Consider the following 18055-nt stretch of genomic DNA (forward strand, 5'->3'; position numbering starts at 1 on the left):
TACTGAAGCTAATAAGTAGCTGAGGTAAAGCAATGTTTGAAATTGATAAGTGGGCATTTTCTGGTATTGATGGCCAAATATCTTTGCATAAATGGCAAAAAACAATTGATCTTATCACGGGGCTATTTTCGGCCCCGTCAGGTTATATAGTTCAGGCAACAAGCAAAGGCTATCGCGTTGTTATTAGAAATAACGAAGGTGGCTCTAACTTTGAGACCAATCCTATCCTTCCTCCCCAAACACCTCTTTTTTGTAAGTACGTAGCAGAGAATAACAATACCTTATACGTTAATAATGCAAGTAATAATGATGCATGGAACACTCTACCGGAGGTTGTTGAAGATGGTGTTGAATCCTACTTAGGTTTACCAATCCATTGGCCAGAAGGCGAAGTATTTGGCACGCTATGCTTAAAAGACACTAAAAAAACAACTTATACCAATGAATATTTTGAGCTTATAGAACAACTACGCGATTTAATTGAAGACGACTTAGCGCTTATTTATAGTTATGAACAAATGCGCGAAATAGCCATGCTCGATGCGCTAACTAATATCTATAACCGCCGAGCACTTAGTTTACTCGCTCAGCAAAAGCTTAATTTAGCGCTACGCTTAGGTTTTGATGTATGTTGTTTATTTATTGATATAAACGACTTTAAAAAATTAAATGACACCTTTGGTCATGAAGTGGGTGACAAAGCCTTAATTATATTGGCAGATACGCTAAAAACCCATTTAAGAGATGCTGATATAGTCGGGCGTATCGGAGGTGATGAGTTTGTTGTGGTAATGCAAGTAAGCGATAAAAGTAAGATTGGCTACATTATGGATAAAATTTCGACTGAGTATTCAAAAGCCTTACTCAAAGAAGACGTTTGCGATTTATCGCTCAGTATTGGTTATAGCTTTACTGACAAACAAAGGCAGTCATTTGAAAAACTATTAAATGATGCAGACCAGGCAATGTATAAAAATAAACAAGCGTATAAGCTCGCTAAAAAAGCACAATTATAAAAGGAGGTTCATGCCACACAAACTTGGCTAGTTTTTTCTGCGATAGGTTTTATTTTTTCCTTAGCAATAATAAGCTTATTTGAAACGTTCCCTAGCATTAGATTTATATCTAATGAGGGAATAATTTTTGGTGTTATGTGCTCATCGATGGGGGTTGCCTTAAAAAGGCTTGAGAGTAATAACCAAAAATAGCTTTCATTGATAGCTTAAGCTGCAAATCTTTACTTGTATTTATTAATTAATTTTTCAAAGAACGGACATAAAAAAGCAAGCCATGAGGCTTGCCAAGAAGGGTGTTAATTAGCTCTTACCTAGCCTTTAAGCTATTAGCTTTTCCGCAAGGTTTAATTCCATAATGGCTTTTAATAAACGGTATAAGTTAATTGACGCGTCAATTTCTTCTTTACGGTTTGTTAAGCTTTCAATATTTAAGCCCAGCGGTACATCTAAATGCGCACAGCTTTTAAGTATTAAGTCGAGGTTTTCGCGGCAAATACGGACGGATTCGCTTAATGTATTGTCTGCATCAAGCATGCGCCATTTAGTTGCCTCTGGCACTGAGATACCCAACCATTGCATAAACTCTAAGGTTTTTTCGCCGCCGCACGGGGTAAACGTTAATATAATACGTTGAGGTGTAATACCCTGTGCTTTACACGTACGTGCGTAGCTAGTGATTAGCTCTATAGTAGCTTGTGCATCGTAAACAGCTTGCGATATAAAAAACTGACAACCTTGTGCTGTTTTTTCTATTAATCGTTCGTGCTCATTTCGTTTACTTGAATGGCGCTCGGCAATCGTAACGCCACCTAAAAAGAAATCATCTGATTGCTCAGCCATCGCTTTATACGCATCTGGCAGGCTTAGCTTTATATCGCCTATCGATGATGGGCTACCTACTAAAACAACATTTCGTAAATCGTAGTCGTTTTTAGTTTCACTTAGCCAATCTTTAAATTCGCCTACGCCACGCTGCGCCACACTTTTATAAGTAATCACATCTTGTGCAGATAAATTACGAAGTAAATGGCTGTATTCACGCGGATCAACGGTTTGTTTAAACGCAAATGGGCGGTCTTGGTTAGTTCGGCTGCTTTCGTCTTGAATGTCGTAAATTATCACGCCGTCGTATTCAATTTCGTGTAAGCGACCTAATAGCTTTTCTGCAATGGTTTTTAATTGCGCTTTATCGGTGCCAATTTTAGGCGGGGTAGTACCAATAAGATAAACACCTTGATTGGTGTCCACTATCTTCTCTTTTAGTGATAAAGCCATAATCCTCATTCCAGCTAAGTTTGTTTTGATGGATTTAATATAGCAGCCATTTAGACGTCTAGATAGATTTATTTAATGAAAGTTTTTCAACTAACATGATGTTTATTCATAGGGCTTGTTCCCATAATTTATAATTGACACAGTTGTTTACATAATAAATCCCCTTGGGGGTCTTATATTTATTGGCTTTGGGGCATAATCGAGGGTGAGTTAGTAATACATCTGACAACAAATTTGCTCAATTTAAAAAGGGACAACAATGAAATTTAAATTATTAGCAACCAACTTAGCGGTATCGCTGGCGTTAACAGGTTGCGCCATGCAACAAAACCAAAGCACGCAAACAACAGCACAACAAGAACAAGTAAATAAAGCTGATGATCGTGTTTTTTCGCAAGATTACTTAATTGAAGAACTAGAAAACGGCTTACGTGTCATGGTTGTTAAAACCGATTACCCTGATGTAGTGTCGCTGCAAATTCCGGTATCGGTTGGGTCGCGTAACGAAGTTGAAGAGGGCAAAACAGGTTTTGCTCATTTTTTTGAACACATGATGTTTAAAGGCTCACAAAAATACCCTGAAGATGTTTACTCAGACATATTAAAAAATTCAGGTGTTGATAACCGCGCTTATACAACAAACGATTACACAAATTACCATTTAAACTTTTCAAAGCAGCATCTTGATAAAGTACTTGAGCTTGAAGCTGATATTTTTCAAAACTTAACCTACACCGAAGAGCAATTTAGAACAGAAGCACAAACGGTAAAAGGTGAGTACTTAAAAAACAACGCGAGCCCAATTCGTAAATTATTAAGCGCTGTACGCGAAAAAGCGTTTGATAAGCACACGTATAAACACACCACTATGGGCTTTTTTAAAGACATAGAAGCCATGCCTGATCAAATGGCCTATGGTAAAGAATTTTTTGCTAAATTTTATAAACCTGAGTATGTGTCACTTGTCATTGTGGGCGATGTAGACCCACAAGCAACAATGGCAATGGTTAAAAAGCATTGGGGCAGCTGGAAAAAGGGTAACTATGTTGCTGACATTAAAGCAGAACCTGTTCAACAAGCACCAAAATATTTGCACCAGCAAGATGAAGCGCTACCAGGGCATTGGTTACTCGTATCGTACAAAGGCGCTGCGTGGGAGCCTGCTAAAAAAGACAGAGCGGCACTTGATTTAATCTCACAGCTTTATTTTTCTAGTAATTCAGATTTATATCAAGAGCTAGTGGTCGACAAACAAATTGCCAGCCAAATGTTTACCTATAACCCAGAGACTAAAGATCCGGGTTTATTACACGTATTTGTTAAAGTAGAAAACGCAGACGATTTAGCCACTGCACGCGATGCCATTAACCGAACTTATGCAAAAGCACGCACTGAGCTTGTTGATGAGCAAAAGCTCAGTGATTTAAAATCGAATCTTAAATACAGCTTTATTAATGGCTTAGATTCGTCGCAAGCGATTGCATCAACCCTTGCCAGCTACATGCATTTTGAGCGCGATCCTGAGGTTATAAACCAGCTGTATAAATCGGCAGATAACATCACCAGCGCAGGTATTAAAGCCGTTGCTAATAAATACTTTACTGATAACGCACGTACCACATTAACAATGTCGGCACTTGATAAAGCGCTTGGGTTTGAGCAAGAAGTTGATTTAAATGCGCTTACTGCAAAGCTTGAACAAGCACCTGCGAAGCCTGCATTTAAAGTACTTGATAAAACCAATGGCTCGCCATTAATCGATGTTAACTTTTTATTCAATACCGGTGCGGCTGCCGACCCACAAGGCAAAAAAGGTGTTGCTGCGTTAACTGCGGCTATGCTTGCACAAGGTGGCTCAGAGGCGACAAGCTATAAAGATATTCAAAAAGCACTTTATCCGCTTGCGGGTAGCTTTGGCTATCAAATAGATAAAGAAATGCTGTCATTTCAAGGGCGTATTCATAAAGACAATGCAGCGCAGTGGTATACACTTGTGAGCGATCAATTATTAAATCCAGGCTTTAGAGATGACGACTTTAAACGCCTTAAAAAAGAAATGATCGATGGCATTAAGTCAGGCTTAAAAGCATCTAACGATGAAGAGCTAGGCAAAGAAGTGCTATACAGTGCGCTTTACAAAAATCACCCTTACGAAAGCTACAACTATGGTGATATTTCGGATTTAGAAGCGTTGACGCTAGATGATGTTAAAGCGTTTTATAACAGCGAGCTTACGCAATCTAAACTCACGGTTGGCTTAATTGGGGCTGTGCCTGCAAAACTTAAAGCTAAAATGATGAGCGACTTTGCAACGCTACCAAAAGGTGAGCAAAGCCGTTTAAGTATTCCTGATGCGCCAGCGCTTAAAGGTCATCATGCAACTATTGTAGAAAAGTCAGCGCAATCGACTGCGGTATCATTTGGTTTCCCTATTGATACAATAAGAAGTAGCGAAGACTGGACAACCCTTTGGCTTGTGCGTTCGTACTTTGGTGAGCACCGTAGTTCTAACAGCTTTTTATATGAGCGCATTCGTGAAACTCGCGGCATGAACTATGGCGATTACGCATACATTGAATACTTTCCACGTGGTATGTTTCAAACCAAGCCAGATGCAAACCTAGGGCGCTCAGAGCAAATATTTCAAGTGTGGTTACGCCCGCTTCGCTCTAATAACGATGCGCACTTTGCAACACGTACCGCCTTGTTTGAACTAGATAAGCTCATTAAAAATGGTATGAGCGAAGACGACTTTGAAGCAACGCGTAACTTTTTAATTAACTTTGTGCCGCAAATGGTGGCAAGTCAAAACCGCCAATTAGGTTACGCGCTTGATAGCGAATTTTACAACACAGATAGCTTTGTAAGTTACGTAACTAACAAACTTAAAACGCTAACGCTTGCTGATGTTAATCGCGTTATTAAAGAAAACTTACAAACAGACAATGTTCACTATGTATTTATTACTGGTGACGGCGCTGATATGCAAAAACGTTTAGCATCGCAGCAAACATCGCCAATGATTTACAACACGAATAAACCTGCCGAATTAGTGGCTGAAGATAAAGTGATTGCTGATTACAAATTAGCAATTCCTGCTAAAAATATTGAAGTGATGAAAGTCGATAAAGTATTTCAATAATTTAAGTGGTTTTTAAGTGTTAGAAAAAGCCTCAATGCTTAAAGTATTGGGGCTTTTTTATTATTTAATCTGAACTCTGGTTGAGAGATTTACTAACGTATTGAATCATGGTGGTATTTAAATTTATTTTCTCTAGCCAGAGGTTTTCAGTAAATTCAACGCAGTTAGCGCTGAAAATAGCTGCTCCAGATAGATTTATTATCCACAGTTCAGGTTATTTAATAATGAAACTTAATAAACGGTTATACCTAATAACCAGAACAAATAACTAAGGGGTTAACACCTTAGGCTTTAAATCCGTTAGACTTGGCAAAAGGCTCTTTTATATCAATTTAAGGCAGTGCAGTATTATGCGTCATGAAATTTGGCAACAGCTTCGTACTGAAGCAAATGAAGTCGTAACCCGTGAACCTCTTTTAGCGAGTCATGTGTATTCATGTATTTTGAATCATGAGTGTTTGGGTTCAGCATTGAGCTTTATTGTTGCTAATAAATTGGCGGACGCGGTGGTATCTGCGTTTACTATTCGTGAGTTGTTCGATCAAGCATTTGTAAAGTGCGATCGTATGCTTACTTATGTAGCTGAGGATATTAAAGCGGTAAAAGACAGAGATCCCGCAGCCGAAACTTACCTTACGGTGATATTAAACTTAAAGGGTTTTCATGCTATTCAAGCGCACCGTTTAGCAAATTGCTTATGGCAACAAAACCGTAAAGAGTTAGCGCGCTTTGTGCAAAGCCGAACATCTGAAGTGTTTGGGGTTGATATTCACCCAGCATGTAAAGTGGGTAAAGGTATTATGTTTGACCATGCAACCGGTATTGTTATTGGTGAAACAGCGGTAATAGAAGATAACGTATCAATTTTGCAATCTGTAACGCTTGGCGGCACGGGTAATGAGCAGGGGGATCGTCATCCTAAAATTAGAGCCGGTGTGTTAATAGGCGCTGGTGCTAAAGTACTTGGTAATATTGAAGTGGGCGAGGGCGCACGAATTGGTGCAGGCTCTGTTGTACTTAGCAATGTTCCAGCACACACAACCGCTGTTGGCGTACCCGCTAAAATTATTGGTCGACCGGATTGTGAGTGTCCGGCGCAAAGTATGAACCAAAACTTTTTAGCAAATCCTGAGCCTGAAAATGCTTCACATACAAGTGCAATGCTATAAAAGTAGGCGAAAATAAATGCCATATAAAAGTAACTTATTTGCAATGATACTCAGCTTTTTTGTGGGGGTAGGATTAACAAGTGGTTACTTTTTGCATTTGTATGAACCGTTTAACGATAAAACGGCTCAATTTATACATGCTAGCCAAGATGTTATTATTGAAGTAAGCGGTAATAAATCAGTTCAAAAATCACCTATAAACACTACAACTAAAGCACTTCAACAACCGCTGGAAAAAGAGTACATTACGAAAATAAGTGCGCTAAATAACGAATTGTCAGTAGCTACAAAACAGCTGAAAGTTGCTCAGCAGCAGTTAAAGCGAACTCGCTTAGAAGGCACTAATTTTGCTAAGCAGCTTGATGAAAAATTTGATAGTGAAAGTGAAAATACGCAGTGGAGCTTCGAAATAGAAACGGCACTTACTGACTTTTTAATCATCAGTGATTTAAGTAATACGGCGCAGCTAAGCTATTTAACTTGTAAACAAACTATCTGTAAATTTGAATTACTAGCCGATAAGAATAATGAACAAGGCCATGCACAGTGGCGTGAACTTAATGATAAGTTGGCAACGACACCTTGGTGGCAACAGTTTAAAATCACCTCATCAAGCTCAAACGACGAGCGAATAGAATTTATAGTGAGCACCAAAGAGTAAGTGCTCCTATTTTAGTTAAGCGTGCTTGCTCACTACTTTAGAATGTACAACACCATCAACAAGTTCGGTAATAAGTGCATCACCGGTTTTCACATCACTTACTGACTTAACCACTTTATTTTTTTCATTTTTTGTAATGCTGTAACCGCGTGCTAAAACATTTAGCGGACTTACCGAGTCTAATTTACTTGCCTGTAGTGCCAAGTTGTTATTTGCTTGCTGCAATTGATGCTGTATAGCTTGGTTTAGTCTTGCGTGTAATTGCGTGAGTATATGGTTTGCTGTAGCGAGTTTTTTGTCTGGTGATTGGCGTATTAAACGCGGTGTTAAGTTATTAAGTGTGCGTTCTTGCTCGTATAAGCGATTACGCATAGCTTGTTGCAATGCAATGCTTAGCTCATCCAAACGTTGCGTTTTTTGATTAAGCTGATTACGTGGGTGGCACAAATTAAGGCGATGCTGTAGGTGCGTGGCAAGCGCGCGTTTATCGGCAATGCCGTGCTTAAACGCGTTAGATAAACGATTAACTAATTGCGTTACTTTGTTGTGTAACTCTTGCGTATTTGGGCTTACAAGCTCAGCTGCGGCTGATGGGGTTGCTGCACGAACATCAGCCACGTAGTCGCTAATGGTAGTATCTATTTCGTGGCCTACCGCACTTACTATGGGTAATTCACTTTTAAAAATAGCGCGGGCGAGCTGTTCGTGATTAAAGCACCATAAATCTTCAAGTGATCCGCCGCCTCGTCCTAAAATAAGTACGTCTACTTCATCACGAGCATTAGCTAATTCAATTTGATTAATTAAATGTGCATGTGCTTCTTTGCCTTGCACCATCGCAGGGTAAATAATGACTTCTAATTGCGGCGCACGGCGTTTAAGTACCGTTAAAATATCTTTTATAGCAGCGCCGGTTGCTGAGGTAATAACACCAATACGATTAATATTTTGCGGTAATGGCTGCTTGTGAGCAGAGCTAAATAATCCTTCGGCGGCCAAACGCATTTTAAGCGCATCAAACTCTTGCTTTAGCTGACCTTCGCCTGCGGGCTCCATATGCTCAACAATAAGCTGGTAGTCACCGCGAGGTTCATAAAGTGATACACGCGCTTTTACTGTGACTTGTGCTCCATTTACAGGGCGGTAGCTTTGGTTGCGGTTGTTGCCGCGCCACATTGCGGCTTTAATTTGTGCTTTATCGTCTTTTAGCGAAAAATACCAATGACCGGATGCAGGGGTAATGAAATTAGAAATTTCGCCTGTTAATACTAATGAGGCAAAGCCTTGCTCAAGTAATGTGCGAATTTCTCTATTAAGGCGTGACACGGTGTAAACCGTCTGCGAAGGCTTCGAAAACATAAAAAACAACCTAAAACTATTTATGAGGCAAGTTATAAGGTAAGTTTATCATAAATATTTACGAAATATTATTTACTCATGCCAACAACGCTGTTAAAATTTGGCCGCAATTCCTTATCGTAGTTCCACATGTGAGAAGTTGCCAAAATGCTTAGAATCGCTAAAGAAGCTCTTACCTTTGATGACGTACTTTTAGTACCTGGTCATTCTACTGTTTTGCCACACACGGCAAACATTTCAACTCGCTTAACGCGTGGTATCAAACTTAACTTGCCGCTTATTTCAGCATCTATGGATACTGTTACAGAAGCTCGTTTAGCTATTGCCCTTGCGCAAGAGGGGGGTCTTGGTTTTATTCATAAAAACATGACTATCGAAGAACAAGCGAAAAACGTACGTAAAGTTAAAACCTACGAAGCAGGTATTGTTTCTTACCCTGTAACGGTGACTGCCGATTTAACAATTGCTGATGCAGTTGAGCTTTCGCACGAAAAAGGTTTTTCAGGCTTTCCGGTTACCGACAGCAATAATGTACTTGTAGGCATTGTTACTAGCCGTGATATGCGTTTTGAAACTAAGCTTGAACAGCCTGTTTCTACCGTTATGACTAAAAAAGAAAAGCTTGTTACCGTTAAAGAAGGCGCAGCACGCGAAGAAATTTTAGGCTTAATGCACGAACACCGCATTGAAAAAATCCTTGTTGTTGATGATGAATTTAAACTCAAAGGCATGATCACAGTAAAAGATTACCAAAAAGCCCAAGACAAACCTGACGCATGTAAAGACGACCAAGGTCGTTTACGTGTAGGTGCTGCTGTAAGTGTTGGCGCGGGTACTGATGAGCGTATTGCTGCATTAGTTGAAGCGGGTATTGATGTTTTACTTATCGATACATCACATGGTCACTCTCAAGGTGTTATTGACCGTGTAACTAAAACGCGTAAAGAGTACCCAGACTTACAAATTATTGCAGGTAACATTGCAACAGCAGAAGGTGCGATTGCACTAGCTGATGCGGGAGCGGATGCAGTTAAAGTAGGTATCGGCCCAGGTTCTATCTGTACTACACGTATTGTTACCGGTTGTGGCGTTCCACAAATTACAGCTATTTCAGATGCTGTTGAAGGCTTAAAAGGTCGCGACATTCCTGTTATTGCTGATGGCGGCATTCGTTTTTCTGGTGATATTGTTAAAGCACTTGTTGCTGGTGCATCGTGTGTAATGGTGGGTTCTCTTCTTGCTGGTACTGAAGAAGCACCAGGTGAAGTTGAATTGTACCAAGGCCGTTATTACAAATCTTACCGTGGTATGGGCTCATTGGGCGCGATGGATCAAAAAGAAGGTTCATCAGATCGTTACTTCCAAAAATCAAACGAAGCAGACAAGTTAGTACCTGAAGGTATTGAAGGTCGCGTAGCTTACAAAGGCCCTATTGCAACAATTATTCATCAGCAAGTGGGCGGCCTACGAAGCGCTATGGGCTTAACGGGTTGTGCAACAATTGAAGAGCTAAATACAAAACCACAATTTGTACGTGTTACTTCAGCAGGTATGGGTGAGTCGCACGTTCATGATGTGCAAATCACTAAAGAAGCACCAAATTACCGCTTAGGTTAAGCAGCGTAATTAATTTAATATACTGGGCTTGCTTTGCAAGCCCTCTTTTTAGTCGTTTATATAAATACCAATTGCATTAATAAAGTGGTCAATTATTGCAACAGATAAATGGCTCAATAACGAGGCAAAAACTTCGACTTTTAGTTTCTTCTAAATAAGAAGTTTTTAACGTGGTTAGAGAGTTATTTAGCCTGCAAGAATTAGTAATGTTTAATAAAATTGGTATTCAAAACGGCATTTAGCATTAGCATCTACTTTACGAGATACTCCATGAGCAAAGATATTCACGATTCACGAATTCTCATTTTAGACTTTGGTTCACAATACACTCAACTAATCGCGCGCCGTATACGCGAAATTGGTGTTTACTGTGAACTGTGGGCATGGGATGTGACTGAAGAGCAAATCCGCGAGTTTAACCCACAAGGTATCATTCTTTCTGGTGGCCCAGAATCAACAACACTTGAAAACAGCCCGCGCGCTCCTGAGTATGTATTTAATGCAGGCGTGCCTGTGCTAGGTATTTGCTACGGTATGCAAACAATGGCAGCTCAACTTGGCGGAAGTGTACACAGCTCTGATAAAAAAGAGTTTGGTTACGCACAAGTAGAAAAAGTAGGCAGCTGTGCATTATTTGATGCAATTGAAGACAGCATTACCGATGGCGGCAACGGCATACTCGACGTATGGATGAGCCATGGCGACAAAGTAATGGATATTCCAGCTGGTTTTGCAACAACAGCTAAAACATCTACTTGTCCACATGCTGCAATGTCTAACGAAGAAAAACGTTTCTACGGCGTACAGTTTCACCCAGAAGTAACACATACACATCAAGGTCAGCGCTTATTAGAACGTTTTGCTATTGATATTTGTGGCTGTGAAAAATTATGGACTGCTGCAAAAATTATCGATGATGCTATCGAACGAATTAAAGAAACAGTTGGCGATGACGAAGTTATTCTAGGCTTATCTGGTGGTGTTGATTCATCGGTTGTGGCTATGCTTATTCACCGTGCAATTGGCGAAAGGTTAACATGTGTATTTGTTGATAATGGGTTACTTCGTTTAAACGAAGGCCAACAAGTAATGGACATGTTTGGTAATAAATTTGGCTTAAATATTGTTAAAGTTGAAGCTGAAGAGCAGTTTTTAAATGATCTAGCGGGTAAGTCAGACCCAGAAGATAAACGTAAAGCCATTGGTCATACGTTTATTAATGTATTTGATGAGCAAGCCAAAAAGCTTAAAAATGCAAAATGGTTAGCGCAAGGTACAATTTATCCTGATGTAATTGAATCAGCGGCATCTGCTACAGGCAAAGCGCATGTTATTAAATCTCACCACAATGTGGGCGGATTACCAGATGACATGAAAATGGGCCTTGTTGAGCCATTACGTGAATTATTCAAAGATGAAGTGCGTAAAATTGGCCTAGAACTAGGTTTACCGTACGACATGCTTTACCGTCATCCTTTCCCTGGACCAGGTTTAGGTGTGCGTGTACTTGGCGAAATCAAAAAAGAATACTGTGATTTATTACGCCGCGCTGATGCGATTTTCATCGAAGAGCTTCACAAAGCAGAGCTTTACCATAAAGTAAGCCAAGCGTTTACTGTATTCTTACCTGTTAAATCGGTAGGGGTTATGGGCGATGCACGTAAGTACGATTGGGTTGTATCACTTCGTTGTGTTGAAACAATCGACTTTATGACAGCGCGCTGGTCACATTTACCTTATGAGTTTTTAGGTGTGGTATCAAACCGTATCATTAATGAAATAGACGGTATTTCTCGTGTTGTTTACGATATTTCAGGTAAACCACCTGCAACTATCGAATGGGAATAATTAATTTTAGTTTTAGTCAGATAAAATAAAGTGATTAAAAACGGCGGATTAGCATGCTAATTCGCCGTTTTGTTTATTTAAAAAGCAGTTGAACTAAAAGTGTGATTTTTCTCTTTACCTTTGGCGAAACTTCTCTATAATTCGTCGTCATTGCAGGGGCGTAGTTCCAATTGGTAGAACAGCGGTCTCCAAAACCGATGGTTGGGAGTTCGAGTCTCTCCGCCCCTGCCATTTCTTCTTTACATCGTATTTATTAATTCTTATATTACCTTACTTACTAATTTCATCGAGTCGTTATGCATTCACGGTACGCAGCTGTTTTTGGTATTGAAAACCTCGAATTAAATAAACACTTTAAACCAGCCGATAAATTTCCAGCGGATAGCCCTCCTGCAGATAATCTTTTAATAGATAGTGTTGCGGCAAGTAGTCATGCACCTGATACTGCACCAAAAAACAATGTACTTGAGCCTATAGTGCTTTGTGAACAATTATTTGCAGATATTAAACGTGCAGCATTACCAATTGCTATTAACAGCGTTGTACAAAGCGCTGAGATGCAATTAAATGACGATCAGCTAGTACTTACAACACCACAGCTCAGCACGGCCGATAAGCGCGCTTTATGGGCTTTAATGAGTGAACACCTTGATAAACTTTAAACCAGTAGACGAAACCGCAATACCTCAATTAATGGCAATAGAAACAGCATGCCATAGCCATCCGTGGACGTTAAATACAATGAGTTCGTGTTTAGGTGGGCGCTATTTTAATGTAGCCGCGTTTGAAAATGAGACTATGGTTGGTTTTTATATTGGTGAAAAAGCAGGTCCTGATTTTACGCTTATGGATATTTGCGTAACACCAAGTTATCAAGGCAAGGGCATTGCTAAGCAGTTGTTAGCTCAGTTTATTGAATACGGTGAGCAACAAAACGCTGAAAACTTATTTTTAGAGGTACGCGAATCTAACACGCGAGCAATTGCGCTGTATGAGTACGCTGGCTTTATAGAAATGTCAGTGCGTAAAAACTACTACCCAAGCGACAACCCAGCTAAAAATGGCTTTGAAGATGCCATTTTAATGGGGATGGCATTAAGTTTAGGTTTCCAATAACAGCGAGCATGTGTTGTTTATACTTGCTTATTATTTATAGAGTTTTCAATAGCGGTAATTAAGTCGGCTATAAGATCATCGCGAACTATTTTGTTATCACTTTTTAATGAATCTTCGAGTGCGCCTGCGCTGTGATAAATATCGTCAAAGTTAAAGCACCCAGCACTTCCTTTAATACTGTGGGCAACATTTCGTAGTGCTTCCCAGTCATCAGAACGTTGATATGTTTTTACTTCATCTAAGTAAGTCGGCAAATTAGCTAAGTAGTTGTCTGCAATTTGTTGGAATTTTTCACTTTTTAATAAGTTATCCCATTTATTTTGGTTATCTTTTTCAAGGTGTAAATAACTCACGAGTACGTTTTCTAATGCGTCTTTATCAATCGGCTTACCAAGTGCTTTATCACAACCAGCCTCCAAATAAGTGCCTATATCATGGTTCATTACGTTTGCGGTTAATGCGATGATAGGGCCGTCGTACGCAGCGTGGCGTAGCATTTTAGTTGCTTCTAACCCGCCCATAACCGGCATTTGCATATCCATAATAATTAACTGATAGTCGTTAACTAGCGCCATTTCTACTGCTTGTGCGCCATTACTTGCTATATCGGGTTCTAGGCCCCACGTTTGCAGAAGCAGTTTTATTAGTAATTGATTATCAGGGTTGTCTTCAGCCACTAAAATATTGGCATCAAAGTGGTTGGTTGCAAACGATAGTAGTGGATCTCTTTCTGGCGTTAGTTGGCTTTTATCTGTAAGTAATTGTAGTGCGGGTTTTCTGCCTGTTAAATGACACGACACGCTAATAGAAAACTTACTTCCTTTACCTATTTCACTTTTTAGTACTACATCACCACCGAGTAGTTGCGCCAAGTTTTTGGAAATACATAAACCAAGCCCTGTACCGCCAAATCGACGGGTAGTCGTTGCATCAGCTTGCTCAAATGGTTTAAATACACGCTTTATTTGATTTTCAGACATTCCGATGCCGGTGTCTGTGACAACAAATTCAAGCATTTTTCTTTTTTGATGAAAATGTACGCAAATAGAAACGCTGCCTTGCTCTGTAAATTTAACTGCATTATTCGCAACGTTAATTAATATTTGTTTTAAACGCGTAATATCACTGTATATGGTACGAGGCAGTGGTAATTCATAGTTTATATTTAAAGTAAGCTGTTTCTCTTTTGCTAAGGGTTCAATAATAGATTCAATATCATGTACGAGCTGTACTACATTGATAGGCGCTTGATCTACTGCAAGCTTTTCGGCCTCAATTTTAGATAAGTCCAAAATGTTATTGATTAGTTCTAGCAAGTGTTTTGAATTTCGTAAAATAGTACTGAGGTGCTGTTTATCGTTCGCTATTTTATCGTTGTGTAGTAATTGTTCTGTAAAGCCCATAATAGCAGTGAGCGGTGTACGTATTTCGTGACTCATATTTGCTAAAAAACGACTTTTAAGTTGATTCGCTTGTTCAGCTTGAGCAATCGCCAGCTCTAGTTGGCTGTTCATTGCTTCAAGTGCTTTGGTACGGCTTTCTACTTTATCTTCTAAGTGATGTTTATAATCTTCTAGCTGTTGTTGGTAGTGTCTTATCTGGTTAACCATGTGATTAAAATCGTTAAATAAAATGCCTACTTCATCATTTGTATGCGCAGGTAAATTCACCGATAAATCACCATCCCCAACGCGGTGGCTTGCTGCACCTAATAACTCGATAGGGTTGAGTAGTAAGTTACGCACAACCACAAAAATTAATATAGGCAGGGTGATCACCGAAATAAGAACAATTAAGCCTGTTATTAAACTAATAGCCTTACCAGATTGATAAAGTACAGCTTTAGGAATAGTAGAAACATAATAATAACCGCCACTCATTTGTACCGCAAAAATCATGCGCTCTATTTTATCTATACTTGATAGTTCGATAGTCGACAAGGTGCCAATATCAGCTAAATCATGTATTCGGTTTAGTTCGTATTCGCTAATGTATTGGCCGCGCATACTGTAATCGGAACTAAATAAAATTTTACCATCTTTGGTGAGTAGTAAATTAAGTGTATTGTTATAAGGCGCCTCTAAAATACTGGTATTGAGTATTGAAGGCTCAACATGGACAACGATAAAGCCTAACTGTTGAGGGCGTTTTAAATAGTAGTCAACACTATAAATTCGCTGAATAAAATACAAACTGGTTGTTCCGTCTGATTTTTGATCCATGAACTGTTGCTGGCTTAAATTACTTTGCAGTACTTTATTTAAAAAGGGATAACTTTTAGGGGCTGTAGTCAGATTGTTTGAATAATAAGCGTCGCTTTTTCCGCTTGCAGAGACTAAATTAATACTAACTATATCTGGATAGGCTTCGCTATAACTGGCAAATACATCCATTAAGGCACCTAGTTGGCGTGTATAACTGCCATTAGCTCGTACATCATTTGCTAAAAAGTCACTCAGTACGGGAGAAGTCGAGAGCAGCTTTGTAGTTGAGTGAAAAGAGTCTATATAGTTAAATACTTTTTGTTGTTGTTGCTCAACAAAACGACTCATTATTAGATCGGCTTGTTTTTGAGTGGAGTTAGTTACATTCGTGAGCGTGAAGCCCCCTAAAAATAATAGAGGCAATATAACAAGCGGCGTTATATACCATAATAATCGAATGCTTAACTTACTGGTTTTCATGACCAAACTACTTATCCTCCATGCAATTTATCAATAATATGCGTAACCGCTATATTACACAAGCCTGTAGGTGTCTTGATGGCTAATTTCTGTAACCAACCAAAGAAACTTACGTAAAATAATAAGGGGATGGGGAGGCGAGCTTTGCATTTTATTTTAGAACTCAACGGCCTTTAATAAAAAGATCAGTTAATAACTAACCATTGATTGTTTATAAGGCCAAGATCAGCGAAAATAGTCTTCAATTACGATTAACATAACGGATCGCATGTGAAGAGCCAATTTAGGGCTTTTCTGATGGTGTGTTGAGCTTTCGAGGTTGCTTTATACCAATTTTATTAAAAATATGATCATTCTAGCGTATTGAATAACTCACTAACTACGTTAAAAAATTATTCATAGAGAACAACTCTATGTGATAATTTTCGCCTTGTTATTACACTATTTACTTATCGCTATAATAGATCACTAATTTAATGCAATTGTTATTATTTAAGCCTTGAAAGCTCAGCATACTTAAAGTGGATAATATCCGTATACAAACTAAAAGAACTTTTTAATGGCAGATCAAAATCTCCTTAGCGAAATTAATAAACGACGAACCTTTGCTATCATCTCTCACCCAGATGCTGGTAAAACAACCATCACCGAAAAAGTATTGTTATTCGGACAAGCTATTCAACGAGCTGGTACTGTAAAAGGCCGTGGTTCTAACCAGCATGCTAAGTCTGACTGGATGGAAATGGAAAAAGAGCGTGGTATATCTGTTACTACCTCTGTAATGCAGTTTCCATATAACAACGCACTTGTTAACTTACTTGATACTCCAGGGCACGAAGACTTCTCTGAAGATACTTACCGCACATTAACAGCGGTAGATTCGTGTTTAATGGTTATTGATGCAGCAAAAGGTGTAGAAGACCGTACCCGCAAGTTAATGGAAGTTACACGCCTGCGTACCACACCTATTGTTACCTTTATGAACAAATGTGATCGTGATATTCGCGACCCAATGGAAGTGCTGGACGAAGTTGAAACAGAGCTAAATATTGCTTGTGCCCCCATCACTTGGCCAATTGGCTGTGGTAAAGAGTTCAAAGGTGTTTACCACATTCATAATGACGAAGCTGTTTTATACAAAACAGGTCAGGGTCATAAGATTCAAGAAGTTCGTACCATTAAAGGTCTTGATAACCCAGAGCTTGATATTGCCATTGGTGAAGATTTAGCTGCGCAATTACGCGATGAGCTTGAGCTTGTTATTGGCGCATCAAACGAATTTGATTTAGATCTGTTTTTAGCCGGTGAACTTTCGCCAGTTTATTACGGTACAGCACTTGGTAACTTTGGTGTTGACCACGTGTTAGATGGTTTAACTAAATGGGCGCCAACGCCATTACCACGCGAAACCGAAGACAGACTTATTGTTGCAACTGAAGAAAACTTTACTGGTTTTGTATTTAAAATTCAGGCCAACATGGATCCAAAGCACCGTGACCGTATTGCATTTATGCGTATTGTATCGGGTAAGTACAGCCAAGGCATGAAAATGAATCACGTGCGAATTGGCAAGCAAGTGAGCATTTCTGATGCGGTAACCTTTATGGCGGGCGACCGCGAGCGCGCAGCTGACGCTTACGCCGGCGACATTATTGGTTTGCATAACCACGGAACTATTCAAATTGGTGATACATTCACGCAAGGCGAAAAACTTAAATTTAGTGGTATCCCTAACTTTGCGCCTGAATTATTCCGCCGTATTCGTCTTCGCGATCCGCTTAAGCAAAAGCAATTATTAAAAGGCTTAGTGCAGCTTTCTGAAGAAGGTGCTGTGCAAGTATTTAGACCGCTTATAAACAACGATTTAATTGTGGGCGCGGTAGGTGTACTTCAGTTTGATGTAGTTGTAGCGCGCTTAAAAGCCGAATATAACGTAGATGCTATTTACGAAGGTGTAAACGTAAATACAGCGCGTTGGGTAAGTAGCGATGATGTGAAAAAGTTTGAAGACTTTAAGCGCAAGTGCGAAAGTAATTTAGCACTCGATGGCGGTGATAACTTAACTTACATTGCGCCTAGCCGTGTAAATCTTAACTTATCGGTAGAGCGCTACCCTGAAGTAACGTTTAGCCATACACGCGAAAACTAGAATCGACTGACTACAGTTA

12 protein-coding genes and 1 tRNA gene are annotated in these 18055 nt (G+C 39.5%); 10 read left to right on the forward strand and 3 right to left on the reverse strand.

Going from position 1 to position 18055, the window contains the following annotated elements; translation table 11 throughout:
- Positions 1-32: 32 nt before the first annotated feature.
- The gene (locus tag LOS73_RS08080) at positions 33-1016 is read left to right on the forward strand and encodes a sensor domain-containing diguanylate cyclase (protein ID WP_007377824.1); all 984 of its coding nucleotides are present in this window, start codon (positions 33-35) and stop codon (positions 1014-1016) included.
- A 318-nt stretch (positions 1017-1334) separates the two neighbouring features.
- On the opposite strand, the gene LOS73_RS08085 is transcribed toward LOS73_RS08080, so the two are convergent.
- Entirely contained in the window at positions 1335-2291 is a 957-nt protein-coding gene (locus LOS73_RS08085) for a methylenetetrahydrofolate reductase (RefSeq protein ID WP_033038048.1), read from the reverse strand.
- Positions 2292-2550: 259 nt separating this feature from the next.
- Between LOS73_RS08085 and LOS73_RS08090 the strand changes: the two genes are divergently transcribed.
- The 3 genes from LOS73_RS08090 (at position 2551) to LOS73_RS08100 (ending at position 7263) form a co-directional block, all read left to right on the forward strand.
- On the forward strand, positions 2551-5433 hold the full coding sequence (locus LOS73_RS08090; RefSeq protein ID WP_457934800.1) for a M16 family metallopeptidase: 2883 nt from the start codon (positions 2551-2553) through the stop codon (positions 5431-5433).
- Between the two features lie 350 nt (positions 5434-5783).
- Entirely contained in the window at positions 5784-6602 is an 819-nt protein-coding gene (gene cysE / locus LOS73_RS08095) for a serine O-acetyltransferase (RefSeq protein WP_033038052.1), read from the forward strand.
- 16 nt (positions 6603-6618) lie between these two features.
- A complete protein-coding gene (locus LOS73_RS08100) occupies positions 6619-7263 on the forward strand; it encodes a hypothetical protein (protein WP_033038054.1) in 645 nt (214 codons plus the stop codon).
- 15 nt (positions 7264-7278) lie between these two features.
- Here LOS73_RS08100 and xseA read toward each other — a convergent pair whose 3' ends face one another.
- The gene (xseA, locus tag LOS73_RS08105) at positions 7279-8622 is read right to left on the reverse strand and encodes an exodeoxyribonuclease VII large subunit (protein ID WP_033038056.1); all 1344 of its coding nucleotides are present in this window, start codon (positions 8620-8622) and stop codon (positions 7279-7281) included.
- A gap of 147 nt (positions 8623-8769) precedes the next feature.
- Here xseA and guaB point away from each other — a divergent pair, with 147 nt between their 5' ends.
- The 5 genes from guaB (at position 8770) to rimI (ending at position 13203) form a co-directional block, all read left to right on the forward strand.
- A complete protein-coding gene (guaB, locus tag LOS73_RS08110) occupies positions 8770-10239 on the forward strand; it encodes an IMP dehydrogenase (protein ID WP_007377818.1) in 1470 nt (489 codons plus the stop codon).
- A gap of 270 nt (positions 10240-10509) precedes the next feature.
- Entirely contained in the window at positions 10510-12087 is a 1578-nt protein-coding gene (guaA, locus tag LOS73_RS08115) for a glutamine-hydrolyzing GMP synthase (RefSeq protein ID WP_008137457.1), read from the forward strand.
- A gap of 154 nt (positions 12088-12241) precedes the next feature.
- Positions 12242-12318 (forward strand) — tRNA-Trp (locus tag LOS73_RS08120).
- Positions 12319-12383: 65 nt separating this feature from the next.
- Positions 12384-12749 carry a hypothetical protein gene (locus LOS73_RS08125; RefSeq protein ID WP_033028924.1) on the forward strand — a complete coding sequence of 122 codons (366 nt, stop codon included), beginning with the start codon at positions 12384-12386 and terminating at the stop codon, positions 12747-12749.
- Positions 12736-13203 carry a ribosomal protein S18-alanine N-acetyltransferase gene (gene rimI / locus LOS73_RS08130; protein WP_007377815.1) on the forward strand — a complete coding sequence of 156 codons (468 nt, stop codon included), beginning with the start codon at positions 12736-12738 and terminating at the stop codon, positions 13201-13203. Before LOS73_RS08125 ends, rimI begins: the two co-directional genes overlap by 14 nt.
- Before the next feature lie 17 nt (positions 13204-13220).
- Here rimI and LOS73_RS08135 read toward each other — a convergent pair whose 3' ends face one another.
- Entirely contained in the window at positions 13221-15887 is a 2667-nt protein-coding gene (locus LOS73_RS08135) for a hybrid sensor histidine kinase/response regulator (RefSeq protein ID WP_007377814.1), read from the reverse strand.
- 559 nt (positions 15888-16446) lie between these two features.
- Here LOS73_RS08135 and prfC point away from each other — a divergent pair.
- Positions 16447-18036 (forward strand): peptide chain release factor 3, encoded by a 1590-nt coding sequence (gene prfC / locus LOS73_RS08140; protein ID WP_007377813.1) that lies wholly within the window; start codon positions 16447-16449, stop codon positions 18034-18036.
- Positions 18037-18055 lie beyond the last annotated feature (19 nt).

It is taken from the genome of Pseudoalteromonas sp. SCSIO 43210, from assembly GCF_054133285.1.

Excerpts from the sequence above, each read along its gene's own strand:
- LOS73_RS08080 (WP_007377824.1), top strand. The coding sequence starts at position 33 with ATGTTTGAAATTGATAAGTGGGCATTTTCTGGTATTGATGGCCAAATA.
- LOS73_RS08085 (WP_033038048.1), bottom strand. The coding sequence starts at position 2,291 with ATGGCTTTATCACTAAAAGAGAAGATAGTGGACACCAATCAAGGTGTT.
- LOS73_RS08090 (WP_457934800.1), top strand. The coding sequence starts at position 2,551 with ATGAAATTTAAATTATTAGCAACCAACTTAGCGGTATCGCTGGCGTTA.
- cysE (WP_033038052.1), top strand. The coding sequence starts at position 5,784 with ATGCGTCATGAAATTTGGCAACAGCTTCGTACTGAAGCAAATGAAGTC.
- LOS73_RS08100 (WP_033038054.1), top strand. The coding sequence starts at position 6,619 with ATGCCATATAAAAGTAACTTATTTGCAATGATACTCAGCTTTTTTGTG.
- xseA (WP_033038056.1), bottom strand. The coding sequence starts at position 8,622 with ATGTTTTCGAAGCCTTCGCAGACGGTTTACACCGTGTCACGCCTTAAT.
- guaB (WP_007377818.1), top strand. The coding sequence starts at position 8,770 with ATGCTTAGAATCGCTAAAGAAGCTCTTACCTTTGATGACGTACTTTTA.
- guaA (WP_008137457.1), top strand. The coding sequence starts at position 10,510 with ATGAGCAAAGATATTCACGATTCACGAATTCTCATTTTAGACTTTGGT.
- LOS73_RS08125 (WP_033028924.1), top strand. The coding sequence starts at position 12,384 with ATGCATTCACGGTACGCAGCTGTTTTTGGTATTGAAAACCTCGAATTA.
- LOS73_RS08135 (WP_007377814.1), bottom strand. The coding sequence starts at position 15,887 with ATGAAAACCAGTAAGTTAAGCATTCGATTATTATGGTATATAACGCCG.
- prfC (WP_007377813.1), top strand. The coding sequence starts at position 16,447 with ATGGCAGATCAAAATCTCCTTAGCGAAATTAATAAACGACGAACCTTT.